This window comes from Rhodococcus sp. EPR-134, from assembly GCF_001647205.1.
GTDB classification, from domain to species: domain Bacteria; phylum Actinomycetota; class Actinomycetes; order Mycobacteriales; family Mycobacteriaceae; genus Rhodococcus_F; species Rhodococcus_F qingshengii.
On record NZ_LVCT01000443.1, the window covers coordinates 1 to 15,005 of the forward strand.

At 62.0% G+C, this 15,005-nt stretch carries 14 protein-coding genes and 1 pseudogene; 13 read left to right on the forward strand and 2 right to left on the reverse strand.

Translation table 11 applies throughout. From position 1 onward, the window contains the following. The 6 genes from A2J01_RS20570 to A2J01_RS20595 form a co-directional block, all read left to right on the forward strand. Positions 1-946 (forward strand): MCE family protein (locus A2J01_RS20570; protein WP_064113463.1); only part of this gene is annotated, 946 nt, incomplete at its 5' end. Continuing rightward, the gene (locus A2J01_RS20575) at positions 943-2,082 is read left to right on the forward strand and encodes an MCE family protein (protein ID WP_042920109.1); all 1,140 of its coding nucleotides are present in this window, start codon (positions 943-945) and stop codon (positions 2,080-2,082) included. The genes A2J01_RS20570 and A2J01_RS20575, both read left to right, overlap by 4 nt. Beyond that, positions 2,082-3,542, forward strand: coding sequence for an MCE family protein (locus A2J01_RS20580; protein ID WP_042920112.1), 1,461 nt, complete (start codon positions 2,082-2,084; stop codon positions 3,540-3,542). Before A2J01_RS20575 ends, A2J01_RS20580 begins: the two co-directional genes overlap by 1 nt. Then, positions 3,518-4,117 carry a hypothetical protein gene (locus A2J01_RS20585; RefSeq protein WP_042920115.1) on the forward strand — a complete coding sequence of 200 codons (600 nt, stop codon included), beginning with the start codon at positions 3,518-3,520 and terminating at the stop codon, positions 4,115-4,117. Before A2J01_RS20580 ends, A2J01_RS20585 begins: the two co-directional genes overlap by 25 nt. Next, positions 4,114-4,644, forward strand: coding sequence for a hypothetical protein (locus A2J01_RS20590; protein ID WP_064113464.1), 531 nt, complete (start codon positions 4,114-4,116; stop codon positions 4,642-4,644). The genes A2J01_RS20585 and A2J01_RS20590 overlap by 4 nt, the downstream gene beginning before the upstream one ends. A gap of 59 nt (positions 4,645-4,703) precedes the next feature. Beyond that, positions 4,704-5,756 (forward strand): ABC transporter ATP-binding protein, encoded by a 1,053-nt coding sequence (locus A2J01_RS20595; protein WP_064113465.1) that lies wholly within the window; start codon positions 4,704-4,706, stop codon positions 5,754-5,756. 415 nt (positions 5,757-6,171) lie between these two features. On the opposite strand, the gene A2J01_RS35915 is transcribed toward A2J01_RS20595, so the two are convergent. Next, positions 6,172-6,354 (reverse strand): hypothetical protein, encoded by a 183-nt coding sequence (locus A2J01_RS35915; RefSeq protein WP_156519337.1) that lies wholly within the window; start codon positions 6,352-6,354, stop codon positions 6,172-6,174. Between the two features lie 1,071 nt (positions 6,355-7,425). On the opposite strand from A2J01_RS35915, the gene A2J01_RS20605 reads away from it, so the two are divergent. The 4 genes from A2J01_RS20605 (at position 7,426) to A2J01_RS20620 (ending at position 10,862) form a co-directional block, all read left to right on the forward strand. Then, entirely contained in the window at positions 7,426-7,617 is a 192-nt protein-coding gene (locus A2J01_RS20605; RefSeq protein ID WP_042920127.1) for a hypothetical protein, read from the forward strand. A gap of 117 nt (positions 7,618-7,734) precedes the next feature. Further along, positions 7,735-8,043 carry a hypothetical protein gene (locus A2J01_RS35920; RefSeq protein ID WP_058228373.1) on the forward strand — a complete coding sequence of 103 codons (309 nt, stop codon included), beginning with the start codon at positions 7,735-7,737 and terminating at the stop codon, positions 8,041-8,043. 174 nt (positions 8,044-8,217) lie between these two features. Next, on the forward strand, positions 8,218-10,122 hold the full coding sequence (locus A2J01_RS20615; protein WP_042920323.1) for an alkyl/aryl-sulfatase: 1,905 nt from the start codon (positions 8,218-8,220) through the stop codon (positions 10,120-10,122). Between the two features lie 152 nt (positions 10,123-10,274). Continuing rightward, positions 10,275-10,862, forward strand: a complete 588-nt coding sequence (locus tag A2J01_RS20620; protein ID WP_058228374.1) for a DUF4203 domain-containing protein — start codon at positions 10,275-10,277, stop codon at positions 10,860-10,862. Between the two features lie 333 nt (positions 10,863-11,195). On the opposite strand, the pseudogene A2J01_RS35280 reads toward A2J01_RS20620, so the two are convergent. Beyond that, positions 11,196-11,771 (reverse strand): annotated as a pseudogene (locus A2J01_RS35280) (steroid 3-ketoacyl-CoA thiolase); the annotation flags it as partial. 306 nt (positions 11,772-12,077) lie between these two features. On the opposite strand from A2J01_RS35280, the gene A2J01_RS20630 reads away from it, so the two are divergent. From A2J01_RS20630 to A2J01_RS20640, 3 genes are all read left to right on the forward strand, one after another. Next, positions 12,078-12,443 (forward strand): ArsR/SmtB family transcription factor, encoded by a 366-nt coding sequence (locus tag A2J01_RS20630; RefSeq protein ID WP_019747233.1) that lies wholly within the window; start codon positions 12,078-12,080, stop codon positions 12,441-12,443. A gap of 122 nt (positions 12,444-12,565) precedes the next feature. Next, positions 12,566-13,423: a hypothetical protein gene (locus A2J01_RS20635; RefSeq protein WP_064113466.1), complete on the forward strand. Its 858-nt coding sequence runs from the start codon at positions 12,566-12,568 to the stop codon at positions 13,421-13,423. A gap of 68 nt (positions 13,424-13,491) precedes the next feature. Next, the coding region (locus A2J01_RS20640) for a phosphoenolpyruvate carboxykinase (GTP) (RefSeq protein ID WP_064113467.1) at positions 13,492-15,005 on the forward strand (1,514 nt) is incomplete at its 3' end.

Sequence of the window (15,005 nt, forward strand, 5' to 3'; positions counted from 1 at the left end):
CCGCGTCATGATCCTCGGCGTCCCTGTCGGCCGGGTCAACGAGATCATTCCGGAAGGTGATCGCGTCCGGGTCGAGTTCGAATACGACGGCGACTACGACGTCCCGGTTGACGCACAGGCAGTGATCGTGGCACCGGTCCTGGTCACCGGCCGATACATCCAGCTCGCGCCGGCCTACACCGAGGGCGAGAAGATGCAGGACGGACAGATGATCCCCGTCGAACGCACCGCGATACCAATGGAGTTCGACGAGGTCAAGGAGCAAGTCGTCAAACTCGCGCAGGACGTCGGCCGCACGCCTGAGAACCCAGACGGATCACTAAACGACTTCGTGGCGAACACCGCAGACACCCTGCGCGGCAACGGCCAGACCCTGCACGATTCCCTCGTCCAGCTCGCCGACGCGACCACCACGCTCAGCAAGGGCGGGGAGGACCTGTTCGCCTCCGTCCGGAATCTGCAGTCGTTCACCAGCGCACTGGCCGCCAACGAGCAGCAAATCACGGCCTTCAGTAGGGAACTCGCCACCACGTCGTCGGTACTCAACGACAACCGCACCGAACTCGATGCCCTGCTCAACAGCATGCTCACAACCTTCAACGAGGTCACCCAGTTCCTCCAAAACAATCGCGGAGCACTGACCACCGACGTGGGTAAGCTCACCGACATCACCCGCCAGCTAGTCGACCGCGAGGACGCGCTCGCCTCGATACTGCACTCCGCTCCAACCTCGCTGACGAATTTCTACAACATCTACGACCCCGACTCGAACTCGCTGACAGCCGCGATAGCCGTTTCCGATACCCCCGACCCACGGTCATTGATCTGTGCCCTTCTCACCACAGTCGACGCTCCGGCCGACGAATGCATCAAGGCCACAGGAACACTCGCCAACGGCCTGGTCCAAGGCGCTGGCGCACCAGCTCCGAGTGGAGGAACCCGATGATTTCGATCAAACAGCTCGCCACCTGCTCGGCCTTGGCACTCGGGATCGCGGTGACAGCCACCGGATGTCGATTCGACGGCATCAATTCCATCCCGCTACCAGGAAACGCCGTCGGCGGCGAGACCTACGAAGTCACAGTCGAGCTCGCTGACATCCAGAATCTGGTTGGCAACTCGCCGGTCAAGGCGGACAACGTCATCGTCGGGAATATCGCTCGCATCGGTGGAGAGGATTGGATCGCTCACCTGACACTCGAGCTGCGCGACGACGCCGCGATCCCAGCGAACGTCACTGCGAAGCTGACACAGAACAGTGTGCTCGGCTCGCAGTATCTGGAACTGACGGTTCCAGCCGCAGAAGAGCCAACGGGAACCCTGCAGGACGGAGCCATCATCCCCCTGTCCCGTACCAGTCAGTACGCCTCCACTGAAGAAGTTCTGTCCGCCCTGTCCCTGGTTCTCAACGGCAGTGGGCTACAGCAGGTCCGCACGGTGACCTCCGAACTCGTTCGTGTCCTGGACGGTCGGGAGCAGAATCTGCATGAGCTCTTCGGGAACTTGGAGACCTTTATGGGCGGACTCGATCAGCAGCGAGCCGACATCGTGCGCGCTATCGACGGGCTCGACCGGCTCGGCGGCGAGTTGGCAGCGCAGAACGGAACACTCGACCGAGGCATCGAGACCATCACCCCGGCCATACAAGTGCTCAACGACCAGCAAAAGCAACTGACGACGATGCTGACCAGCGTCGGTGAGTTCGGCCAAGTCGCCACTGAGGTGCTCGACAGCAGCCGGGCGAATCTGCACGCCAATCTCACCGCGTTGCAGCCCACATTGAGTCAACTCGCCTCCGTCGGGGATTCGATCCCCGAGGCGCTCAAGATCGCCGCGACCATGCCGTTCCCGATCGAAACCACCGAGCGCGCGGCGCGTGGTGACTACGTGAACCTGTTCCTCACCCTCGATGTGAGCGCCGAGACAGTGGGCGGAAAGGTGCTCGGCAGCATTCCGTTTTCCGAGCTGGCCGGCCTCAACCCGGCCAGACAAGCCGCCAACCCGCTGCTGGCACCCACCGAGTCGCACCCGGCCGCACTTCCTGCCGTCGGGACACCCCAACAGCAGGGAGGTCAGCGTTGATGCGCACGAAACTTGTCCGCACCCAACTCGTCATTTTCACCGTTGTCGCAATCGTCGCCGTCGGTAACTCCGTCTACAGCTACATGGGGTTGAAGCGATTTTCAGGTATCGGAATGTACTCGGTGGATGTCGAACTCGAACGAGCTGGCGGACTCTACCCGAACGCGCTCGTCACCTACCGCGGCGTCGACGTCGGCGTCGTCGAATCCCTCGACGTGAACCCCGACCACGTGACCGTGCATATGCAGCTGGACTCAGACCACAAGATTCCCCAGGCGACCGATGCATACGTACGCAGCGTGTCAGCGATCGGTGAGCAGTACGTCGATCTGATGCCGACTACCTCCGAGGGACCATTCCTGGGCGACGGCGACGTCATCGATCGATCCCGCACCACCCTGCCCGTGCCAGCCGCGAAAGTGGTCGACGAGGTGAACACCCTCCTGGAAGGACTGCCCAAGGAGGACCTGAAGACCACCGTCGACGAGGCGTACATTGCTTTCGATGGTGCCGGCACCGCCCTGTCCCAGCTGATCGACTCCACCCGCCCACTCATCGCGCTCGCGCAAGCGAACCTGACACCGACCACCACCTTGATCGACGACGCCGAGCCTGTCCTCGCTGCAGCCAACGAGGCCGGCTCGGACATCACCAGCTTCGCCACCGATCTGGCCTCGTTCACCGAGCAGCTGACCATGAATGACACACAGATTCGCGGAGCATTGGACAGCGGCCCCGCATTCTTCGACGCATTCGGCGGAACTATGACCGATCTCCAACCGTCGCTGCCGCTGCTGTTGGCGAACCTGCAGAGCACAGGTGAAGTGTTGCGGGTCAACTTACCCGGTCTGCGCCAGATTTTGGTGGTCTATCCGGCGTTGTCGGCCGCGATCAACTACTCACATCTGGGCGTGCAGGGCGCAGACCGCACCTACGGCCAGGGACCTCTCGATATCAAGCTGGGCAACACCGCTAATCCCCTGCCCTGCACCGAAGGATACGGACAGACCCAGCGCCGGGACCCCGGCGATCTGTCCCCTGCCGAACCGGCCATCGACCCGTACTGCAAGTTGCCCCCGAACGAGCCCCGTGTGGTCCGTGGTGCTCGCAACCTCCCCTGCGCCACCGACCCTGCTGTGCGCACGGCCGAGGTCGGGGAATGCCCAGGCGGCCTGCCGTCGAACTGGCCGCAGATGCTGGCTCGGCCAGGGCAGCCCTACACCCCGGCGCCGGGGGAACCGCCCACGACGCCCGAACAGTCCGACAGCTCTCAGCCGACGCCCGTCACGGCAACCCCAGCCTCCTGGGACATCAGCAAAACGCCGGCGATCACCACTTCACCCTACGACCCGATCACCGGCACGTTCCGAGCCCCAGACGGCACCCTGTACTCCATCGACGCCACAACCCCCACCCGGTCCAAGGAGGAACTGACATGGCAAAGTCTGCTACTGCGTTAGCCACCGAGACGATCGACGACGAAAACGTCCTCGACCAACCCGAAACACACACTCACACCACCGATTCCGGCGACTCCGCAAGCCGACAGACCGGCCGTATTACCCTCGCTGCAATCGTGTTCGCCGGTGCTCTCGTGCTGGCGGGCACTGTTTTGGGGATAAACTCGTGGAACGACTGGCGGACTACGGAAACAGCCGCATCCCGCGACATCACCATCCTCGATACCGCCACACAGATGGCCACCAATCTGGTAACCCTCCGCCACCAGAGCCTCAAGGAGGATATCCAGAGGGTCTCCGACGGCACTACCGGAACATTCCACGACCAGTTCACCACCTCCTCAGGTGGTTTCGGTGATGTGCTGAACGAGGGACAGGTCGAGTCCACCGGGGAAGTGAAGTCCGTCGGAATCATCGACGCGACAGACGATCACGCCACCGTCCTCGCGGCAGTCACATCGACGGTCAAGAACACCGAGGCACCCGACGGTGAGCTGCGGGTCTACCGCATGAAAATGACACTCGACCAGGTCGACGGTCGCTGGCTGGTATCCAACGTGGAGTTCGTCGCATGATTACCTACATCTCTCGCATCACCTCGTTCCTCAACACGTGGAGCAGCCGCAAACGCACCCTGGTGTTCGCCGGCCTCGGCGTCCTGACGGTCGCGGTGACAATCGCCAGTGCGACGCTGACAATCCTCGCCTACGAAGGCCGCAGCCAGGAAGACACCCGGCAGCAAGCCCTCACGCAGGCCACGCAAATGGTCCCCGACATCCTGTCCTACGACTTCAACACCGTCGACGACCACTTCACCAGCGCACTCGCGCATCTCGGGGGCGACTTCCGCACTCAGTTCGAGAGCGTAAGCAAAGACATCATCATCCCGTCCGCGAAGAAGCGACAGGTAGTCACCTCGGCCACTGTCGTGGAATCTTCTGTAGTCTCGTCCGACACCGATGCCGCCACCGTGCTGATGTTCGTCAACCAGTCGACCACCAGCACTGACAGTCCCGCCCCCAAGCTGGACGGCAGCCGTATCCAGGTTTCGCTGCACCTCGACGACAACGGTTGGCAGATCACCGAAATGACCCCGATCTGAGCCCCGGCATCAACTACCCGAATTCCCCCGTTCACGAATCGATGTAAGGAAGTCACGCGATGGGTGTCGAAGTTTCAGTCAGCGACCTGACCAAGTCTTTCGGCTCGCAAAGGATTTGGCAGGATGTGTCGTTGACGCTCCCTGCCGGAGAGGTCAGTGCTCTTCTGGGACCGTCGGGCACCGGTAAGTCGGTATTTTTGAAGTCCCTGATCGGACTACTCCGCCCGGAACAGGGCTCCATCCTGATCGACGGCACGGACATCCTCCAGTGCTCGTCCAAGGAACTCTATGAGATTCGCAAGTTGTTCGGTTTGCTCTTCCAGGACGGCGCACTTTTCGGTTCCATGAACTTGTACGACAACATCGCTTTCCCATTGCGCGAACACACCAAGAAGTCCGAGTCGGACATCCGCAAGATCGTGATGGAGAAGCTCGATCTGACGGGTCTCGTCGGCGCCGAGGAAAAGCTCCCCGGCGAGATCTCCGGTGGTATGCGTAAACGTGCAGGTTTGGCGCGGGCGCTCGTTCTCGATCCCGAAATCATCCTCGTCGACGAGCCGGACTCCGGCCTCGACCCGGTTCGCACCACCTACATCAGCCAGACGCTCATCGACATCAACGCGCAGAGCGACGCCACGATTCTAATCGTGTCGCACAACATCAACCTCGCACGAACCGTGCCGGACAACATCGGCATGCTTTTCCGTCGCCAACTTGTCATGTTCGGCCCGCGTGAGGTACTCCTCACGTCGGACGAGCCCGTCGTCAAACAGTTCCTCAACGGCACCATGATCGGTCCGATCGGTATGTCGGAGGAGAAGGACGAGGCTCAGATGGCGCACGAGCAGGCGCTCGTCGACGCCGGTCACCACGCCGGTGGTGTCGACGATGTCGAGGGCATCGTTCCGCAGATGAAGGCAACGCCCGGTAACCCGGAGCGTCAGGCCGTCGGTCGCCGTCAGGAACGTGTCCGCCAGATCATGCACACCCTGCCTGAGAGTGCACAGATCGCCATCCAAGAAAGTTTCGAGGAACACCAGATCTACAGCGACTTCGATTCCGCTACAGAAGAACTCGGAGCCATCGACGTTCATGATTGGAGCATTCCCTAACCTATGCCTGTCTCCGTTGCGCATGTGCACACGGCCGGTGAAGCCGATAGCCGCGATTTCGGTCATGTCGGCGAGTTTCGAGGCGGCTACTGGTTTGCTGCACGTGCGCACCCCGGCTGCGATCCTCATGCAAAATCAAGTGATCTGCATCTACTGCCGGACAATGCGGTGCATCACGGCCGGAAACGTGGTGCGTGTGGGTGCGTCGAGAGAATTCCAATGGCGGTGTGGGCGAAACCGCGGAACTCGCGGGTGGTTCCGCTGAATTTCCTGGTGATGCGGGCATTGGATCTGTACTTGCTCGAACGGACAGAAACTGGGTGATGCTCGTCGTAGCGGCGAGTGCGACTTCGTGAGCGATGCGCTGCGCTCGGACTTTGACGAAAACTGAGGAATGCGCCTCACACCATCGAGATCACACGCCGGAAACTATCGCTGCGCTCCTGGCCGCTTGTGCGGCAGGCACCGCTGCGGTCGTTGCCGTCGACCCGCCAGCGAGTGCGTCGCCGATCTCTACCCGGCCGCGTTGTCCGACAGCTTCTACACCTCGCCCGCCGATCTGACCGACCTCCGACCTGGTGACGTTCTCGCTGCGCAACCAGCACCTGACCTCCTCGCAGTCCTTCTCACCCCATCGAAACAGTGAGCGCCCTACTCCTCTTCAAGCTGCGTGCGATGATCACCTCCCCCCTGATGACGACAGGTTACCGAACCGACACCCGCTTCCTCGAAGCATCAAATTGGATTTACACCACCCGCCAAGCGCATAAAATGCGGGACAGCCTGCAGTACAATACGATTCGATTCAGATGCACATCACCGAAAGGCCCATAACCGTCGATGGACAAGGGATACTTCCGCACACAATGCCGCCACTGTGGCAACCTCGTCTACGAAGGACCCTGGATCCCACCCCAGCGGCGCCACCACATCCATCACCACCACCGAACAACCTGCACCAGCAGTGCTGAGCAACGTCACCCGCTACGACCACTGCTCAGCCTCGTCGGAGCCACCTCGGCCGAGCCCCACTGACCGCGCGCGCCCCGGCTTCACGTCACACCCTCGCGCAGCACGCGGCGAGGCAACTCAGCTAGCCGCTCACTGTCCGCCTGCTCCGGCTACGCCCAAGGGTGCAAGCTGACAGTTCCGTTTCACCGCAACCCTCGACGGGTAGCCAACTTCACGGCGGAGAGCTGCACACGCAACGAGTCGCCGACCAGGGCCTTCCCCAGGTGAGCACCAACCGGAAAACGGCCTGCGGCATCCCCACACGCGAGCAAGGGATACACCCGATTCGTCGGCTGCCACCACCAGCAGCCGGCGAATCGCCCACACCACACGACACTCGCTGCGCTCGACGACTTCCGTCTCACTAGTGTTTACGACCGCCGAGCCCGGAGTTCGTGACTTCTATCGGGATGGCGGGCCTATCGCCGCCCTCCGCCCATATTGCTTTACGTGACTGACTGTTTCGGCATTCCACGCCCGTCTGCGCCATGTCCGCGCTGACATACTCGCCTCCTGGAACCGATGCAGGAGACCAGACGAGACCGTCACCTTTCTTCAACGTCGACCTCGCAATGTAAAACTCAGGGGTAGTAACACCTGACCATCGTGCTCGCCGACGCGGGAGACGAATGGCGCACTGACGCGAGCGGGCTATCTGGTGACGTACTCGAATGTCCTGCCGGACGCCGGCGCAGAGAATACCGTGATCGTCGGTCCCGGCGATGCGGTGACCGGGCTCGGATGGTCCGCACCCGAAGGCCCGGACGAGGCCATAGCCCTCGGAAGATTCGAGGGCTCGCCGGTTGTGACGATCACCCAACCAAACGGTGATCTCATCTCCGGTTTCTGACCAGACCGGTGGTGTCCACGTCCGATTCCGATCGCAGCGACCCACAGGCGCTACGCACGGTACCTGCCGTCGGCAACGAAGTTCCCGTGGACTCGCTCGGCGCCGACACCACGGCCCGTGCAGATCACCGACAGCATCGCTGGCGGATCGGATACTCCCTCGCTGATCTGCCAAGGTCACTGTATTCCGCAATCGATTCGGGTCGTCATGCAGATTCCCTCGCCCCCGGACGATCTCACCTGGATCCTCGATGTTCAGCTCAACGGCCAACTCATCGAGTGTCGCCGACTCGACCGCACGATGGCGGCGACACCATCGCCGCCGTCGACGAGGCCGCCGGAACCTACCCCGGACGGATTGCTTGATCTGGCAACCGAGCTCGGTGAAATACGTGCCTGGCTACCTGTGCTTTCGACTACTGCGTAGCTACTTCACCTTGAGGTCGACCCTGAGCTTGATCTATCCGCCGATACACCCGCGCCGTGCCGGCGCACGGGCGCGTCACGCTGTTGCACGACTTCACCGTTCGAGACTTCGTCGGCCGTCAATCACCCCTAACAGGTGAAGTGAAACATGCCCACCGCGCTCCACACTGTCGGTATGGCTACGACATCGAATGCGGCATCCGAGTCAATCATCCGCCAGCAGAAGGCACTCCTCGAGAGTCTGCCGTTCTCCGATACGCAGGATTTCGACGACGCACACCGCGGCCTTGTCGGCCGCCGCCAACCGAACGCGGTCACCGCCGAGGACGGAACCGTCCTCTGGGACAACGACACCTATTCGTTCCTGCAAGGCGACGCACCCGACACCGTCAATCCGAGTCTGTGGCGGCAATCCCAACTCGTTGCCATCGCCGGATTGTTCGAAGTAGTCCCGGGCATCTATCAGGTCCGCGGAATGGACTTGTCGAATACCTCCTTCATCGAAGGTGACGAGGGGGTCATCGTCATCGACACCTTGCTCTGCGCCGAAACAGGTAAAGCTGCCCTCGAACTCTATCGAGAACATCGCGGCGACCGGCCGATCAAAGCGATCATCTACACCCACTCGCACGTCGACCATTTCGGGGGTGTCAAAGGTTTCGTCTCGCAAGAGGAAGTTGACTCCGGGGCGGTGAAAATCATTGCACCGGAAGGATTCGTCGAACACGCCGTCTCCGAGAACGTCTACGCGGGAACCGCGATGGGGCGACGCGCCGGCTACATGTACGGCGCTGCACTGGCCCGCGGCCCACAGGGACAGGTTGGCGGCGGATTGGGACAGACCGTGTCCATCGGAACCGTCACGCTCATCGCTCCCACCGACATCGTCACCACCACCGGACACGAGGACACCATCGACGGCGTGCGCCTCGTCTACCAAATGGCGCCGGATACCGAAGCGCCCTCGGAGATGTTGATCTACCTCCCCGATTTCAAGGCGCTGTGCGCCGCCGAAGACGCGACCCACACCTTCCACAATCTGCTGACCTTGAGAGGCGCCGTCGTGCGTGATCCCCACGGCTGGTCGCAGTACCTCACTGAAACCATCGACATGTTCGGTGACGACGTCGAAGTCGTCTTCGCCTCGCACCACTGGCCGACCTGGGGCAAGGAACGTGTCGTCGACTTCCTGTCTACCCAGCGCGATCTGTACGCCTATGTGCACGATCAGACGCTGCGCATGATCAACCAGGGCCTCACCGGACCTGAAATCGCCGAGCGGATCCAGTTGCCACCCTCGCTCGAGAATGCCTGGAGCGCAAAAGGTTACTACGGTTCGATCAGCCATAACGTCAAAGCGATCTATCAGCGCTACATCGGCTGGTTCGACGGTAATCCGGCCAGTCTGTGGGAACACACACCGGTCGAACAATCCATTCGATACGTCGAATTCATGGGTGGTGTCGACGCGGTCGTCACGAAAGCCCGCGACTCGTTCGACGCCGGCGATTACCGTTGGGTCGCACAGGTACTCAATCACGTTGTGTTCGCGGAACCTGACCACGCCGGAGCAAAAGCGCTGCTGGCCGACGCCTACGAGCAACTCGGCTACGGTGCCGAAAACGGTACCTGGCGCAACTGGTATCTCTCCGGTACCACAGAACTGCGTGACGGCCAGTTCGGCACCCCGACCGAAACCGCCGCGCCCGACGTCGTCGGCCAACTGACCCCGGCGATGCTCTTCGACGCCATCGCCATTCAAGTCAACGGCCCCGAGGCGTGGGACGAGCGACTATCCATCGACATCGTGCTCACCGACGTGGACGAACGCTACCGACTACGACTTGCCAACGGCGTGCTCACCTACACCGCTCACAATCAGAAGGGCTCCGCCGACGCCACACTGACCACGACCAAACGAGCCCTACCTGCCTTGGCACTCGGAGGACTCTCTGCCGATGGACTCGCGGACGCGGGCATCGAAATCAGCGGCGACGCCTCTGTTCTCGGCCGCCTGGCAGCGGTGCTCGAACCAGGTGACAAGAACTTCGCGATCGTCACCCCGGAACGGCCGAGCTAACCCGCACTCCTCACCCGGGATTCTGCGTAACGGCGAAGACTCCCGGGCGAGGGGTTCGTGAATGACCAATCGACACCGGTCACCTCGCTGAACTTGGTCTGACCCGGTCCTGTCGCCACCATCCGCAGACCTGCACCGATCAAGGAGTGAACATGAACGGAATCGCGGTCCTACTGGTCGGGCTCCTGCTCTGCTTCTACGGCATCCGCTCCCTGCACCTGGGTGTGTTGGCCATCGGTTTCGGGCTCGGCTGGATGATGGCGGACCTCTTCCACGCCTCACTGACTGCGCTGCTGCTGTTCGGACTCATCGGCGCTGTCAGCGCCTGGATCGTGACCACTCTCGTCTTCAAGTTCTCCGCCTACTTCATCGGCGGGCTCGCCGGCGCGATGGCCGGCGCCCGCACCGCCGACGTGCTTCAACCCGGAGACAACGACTGGGCTTTGAGTGCGATCGTCATACTCGCCGTCGCGGTCGCCGCAGCCTTCCTGGCAGACAAATACCGCGCCCGAGCACTACTGTGGCTCACCTCCATCGGAGGTGCAAGCATGATCCTCAACGGGCTGGGACGGACCACGGACGCGCTCGAATTCCTCCGAAGCCCACAGCCAGGCTGGCAACAGATCTTCGCCACGGCCGCGTGGATCGCGCTCAGCGTCGCCGGATGGATCGTCCAGCGACACCTCTTCGCAGAGAAGCTCGGAGTAAAGAACACTCTAGTTGGTAGCACCAGTCCCTAGGCCGAAAGGTCCTGAATCCCTCCAGGACCTTGTGCGGTCGACTCCCCTGCATGCACCCTTAGCGTCATTACCCACACATGCAGTGATCCCCCACACATGCAGTGGCCAAATACTTTTCGAAACTCAACCCAGCGAACCCCCCAAGTGCAAATCGATTCGTCATCGCTGGGTTCGGATATTTCCGAGCATCTCGGCACTGCTCGATAGGGCGCAGACATCACCTGTATCGGTCGACCGATCAGCTCACCTTCGACTCCCATGAGAACGCCAAGACCGGCTACGCAAATCACTCGCAGAAGCCCGTTTAGCGAAAGGCCTAAAAAACTCGAATCCAACAGGCAGCACTTCGGTGTCGAAACGGTGCTCCGCCCACGCGCGGTGCGCTTTCACCTGCGAGTGCACACCGAAGGCTTCGATGTCGGCCCGGGTCAGATTGCGACGACGGGCGATGCGTTCGGCGGCCTCGAATTGATCGGGCATGTCGATGTTCCAGGAGGCAGGACGACGAGGTCCGGCATGCACACCGACATTGGCGCCGAGGGGCACCCGGCTCATCGCTTCGACGCCACAGCCGATCCCGACGTCGAGCGCATCGGTGGCGATCAGACCGGCGATCAGATGGGTCGACTGTTGGGCGGAACCGCATTGGCAGTCGATGGTGGTACACCCGGTCTGCCAGGGAAGACCGGCATGCAGCCATGCGGTCCGCGTCACGTTGTTGGACTGTTCGCCAGCCTGCGTGACGCACCCCCCGATGACTTGTTCGACGAGCATCGGATCGAGTCCCGCACGATCGAGTAGCCCTCGTTGAGCGGCTCCCAGCAGTTCGGCGGCGTGCAGACCCGAGAGCCATCCTCCGCGCTTTCCGATGGGAGTGCGTACCGCTTCCACGATCACAGGATTTCCCATGTGTTGTCGTACCTCCTCGAGTAGCAAAAATTATTAGAACGTGTTTGTCCTTTTCAGGGCGACGAATAAAGCTATACCACAACATGTTTCAAATCACTGACGCCCCTTTTCTGAAACATGTTGTGCTTTGAGTCTTCGCCATGGCCGACACTTCCCGCTCTGCGCCGACGAATACCCACGCAAATTGCTAAGATTCGCAAGTACCACAACCGGTGGGAGCTTCTGCGCTCGATTCGCAGGGGCAGGACAGCGGCGCGCCACACCTACGCGCATGCCGCCGATCCGACTCGAGTGACAGGAGGCGTCGTGGTTGTGAACTCGCGCCAGCCGCTTTATCAGATGAAGGCCGATTTCTTCAAGACGCTGGGACACCCCGCACGTATTCGCGTCCTCGAGCTCTTGAGCGAGCGTGAGCATGCCGTCTCGGAGATGCTTCCCGAGGTAGGGATCGAGCCGGCCAATCTGTCGCAGCAACTGTCCATTCTGCGTCGAGCAGGTCTGGTGACTGCGCGGCGGGAAGGGTTGTCCGTCTCATACGCTCTGACGTCGCCGCGTGTCGCCGATTTGTTGACCACGGCGCGCGCCATCTTGACCGGGATGGTCGCCGGCCAGGCCGAAATGCTGGTCGAGGAGATTCCGGAGCCGCCCGCTCTGGCCGGTAAGGCACGGTAGGGCGCACATCATGCAGGACTAGTTCCTGCACTTATCCACCAGTTGCGAAATTGCTAAAGTACGTACATTGTAGAACTGGTAACCGGACGACCGGTTGATCGATTCGAAAGAGGTGGCGTGCGGTGACGACCAACGACGTCCATCCGAACAGTGCAGTCTTGAGCCGCGGCGATGTCGCGGTGGTGGGAGTTGCGGCGGCCCGATCGCATCGCGCCGCGGTCAGGACGCGGTCACCGTGGGAGGCGATGGAGGACTACGCCGCCATGATCTGCGACCGGACTGCACTGCACGCAGTTCGGTTGCCCTTGGCGACGGCGGACGTCAACACCGTGATCGCCCGTGTACTGAGCCTGCGACCGCGGATCTCCGCTGCCTTCGTCGGCGGACTGGACGCGAATGCTGCCACAGCCGTGCAGCACGGGGTCGCCGAGCGTGGCGGCCCGCTGGTCGTCAGCGAGATCGACGTCGTGACAGCAACATTGACCGCGATGACGATTTCGGCGCTGCGGAACCTCGTCGTGGGGCCGCGGGTAGGGCAAGTGATGATCACCGGGGCCCATCGAGCTCCGATGCTCGGGCCGACGTTGTTGATGTCCGGTGTCGCCGGTATCAGCAGCTGGCGTGCGAGTGATGCGCACCAGTTTCCGCTGCGCCGACTGATGGAACACAACGATGTTCTCGTCGATCTCGATGGCTGCGTGGGCGATTCGGTGCCCGCGCGGCAAGTGGTGAGCATGCCTGGTGACACTTTCGATCACGGCGCGGTCGTTCTTCCCGGATTGCTCGGTGTCCTCTGCGGCCATGGCGTCACGGTTCTGACCGCCGAGATGATCGCTGCCTGCGCGCGCTCACTGGCGTTGATCACCCCTGTGGGGTGCACTCTCCCGTCCGCGGACGAGCGGATGCTGCTCTCCTCCATCGCCAGGCAGGTCACCAAATCTCTCGGCCACGCCCCTCCATACAGCACCCACCTGCACTGATCGTATTTCCCGTCTATCCCGCTCGGACAGGTGCGTACCGCGCACCGAACACATGTCAGGAGAACACAGTGACAACCCATATCGACTCCGACCCGATTCGTCTCGGCGCGCTTCGTGCCGACATCGCGGCCTGGGTGGCCGAGGTCGAGGACCTGACCTCACCGCGAGAGGTGGTCTGGTGTGACGGGTCCGGCGCCGAATGGGATCGCCTGACCGATCTGCTCGTCGACAAAGGCACGTTCGTGCGCCTGGACCGCAAGCCGAACTCGTTCCGGTGTGTCTCCGATCCCGAGGACGTCGCCCGGGTCGAGGACAGGACGTTCATCTGTTCCCAGTCACGCGAGGCTGCCGGTCCGACGAACAATTGGATGGACCCGCTCGACATGAAAACGGTCATGACCGAGCACTACCGCGGCGCGATGTCGGGGCGCACGATGTATGTCATCGCGTTCTGTATGGGGCCCCTCGATGCCCCGGAACCGAAATTCGGGATCCAGATCACGGACTCCGAATACGTCGCCGTGTCGATGCAGATCATGACCCGATCCGGGACACCGGCCTGGGAAGCGCTGGCCGCAGATGTCGAGTACGTCAAATGCCTGCACTCGGTCGGCGCACCCCTCTACGACGGGCAGGTCGACGTCCCGTGGCCGTGCGATCACACCAAGTACATTTCCCACTTCCCCGAAGAACGCATCATCTGGAGCTACGGTTCGGGCTACGGTGGCAACGCGCTGCTGGGGAAAAAGTGCTACTCCTTGCGGATCGCGTCGAAAATGGCCAAAGACGAGGGTTGGCTGGCAGAGCACATGCTCATCCTCAAGCTCACCTCCCCGGACGAGGTGGTGCACTACATCGCCGCGGCATTCCCGTCCTCGTGCGGTAAGACGAACATGGCGATGCTCGATCCCACGCTCGAGGGGTGGACCGCGGAAACGATCGGTGACGACATCGCCTGGATGCGGTTCGGTGACGACGGCCGACTCTACGCCGTCAATCCCGAAGCCGGTTTCTTCGGTGTCGCCCCCGGTACCAGCACCGCGACGAACCCACATGCCATGGCGACGATCGAGAAAGGGAACTCCATCTTCACCAACGTCGCCCTGACCGACGACGGCGACGTGTGGTGGGAAGGGATGACCAAACAGCCCCCGGCGCATCTCCTCGATTGGCAACAGCGCGAGTGGACTCCGAAATCGGGAACACCGGCCGCACACCCGAATTCACGTTATTGCACCCCGATCGCACAGTGCCCGACAGTGGCGCCGGAATGGAACGACCCGGCAGGGGTTCCGATCTCGGCGATCTTCTTCGGAGGCCGGCGCGCCACCACCATGCCGTTGATCACCGAATCCTTCGACTGGCAGCACGGCGTCTTCCTCGGTTCGACACTCTCCTCGGAGACCACGGCCGCCGCAGCCGGCGCCGTCGGGGTGGTACGCCGCGACCCGATGGCAATGTTGCCGTTCCTGGGCTACCACGTCGGGGACTATTTCCAGCACTGGCTCGATATCGGCGCGCGCACCGATTCCTCGAAGTTGCCGAAGATCTTCTACGTGAACTGGTTTCGCCGCGGCGACCA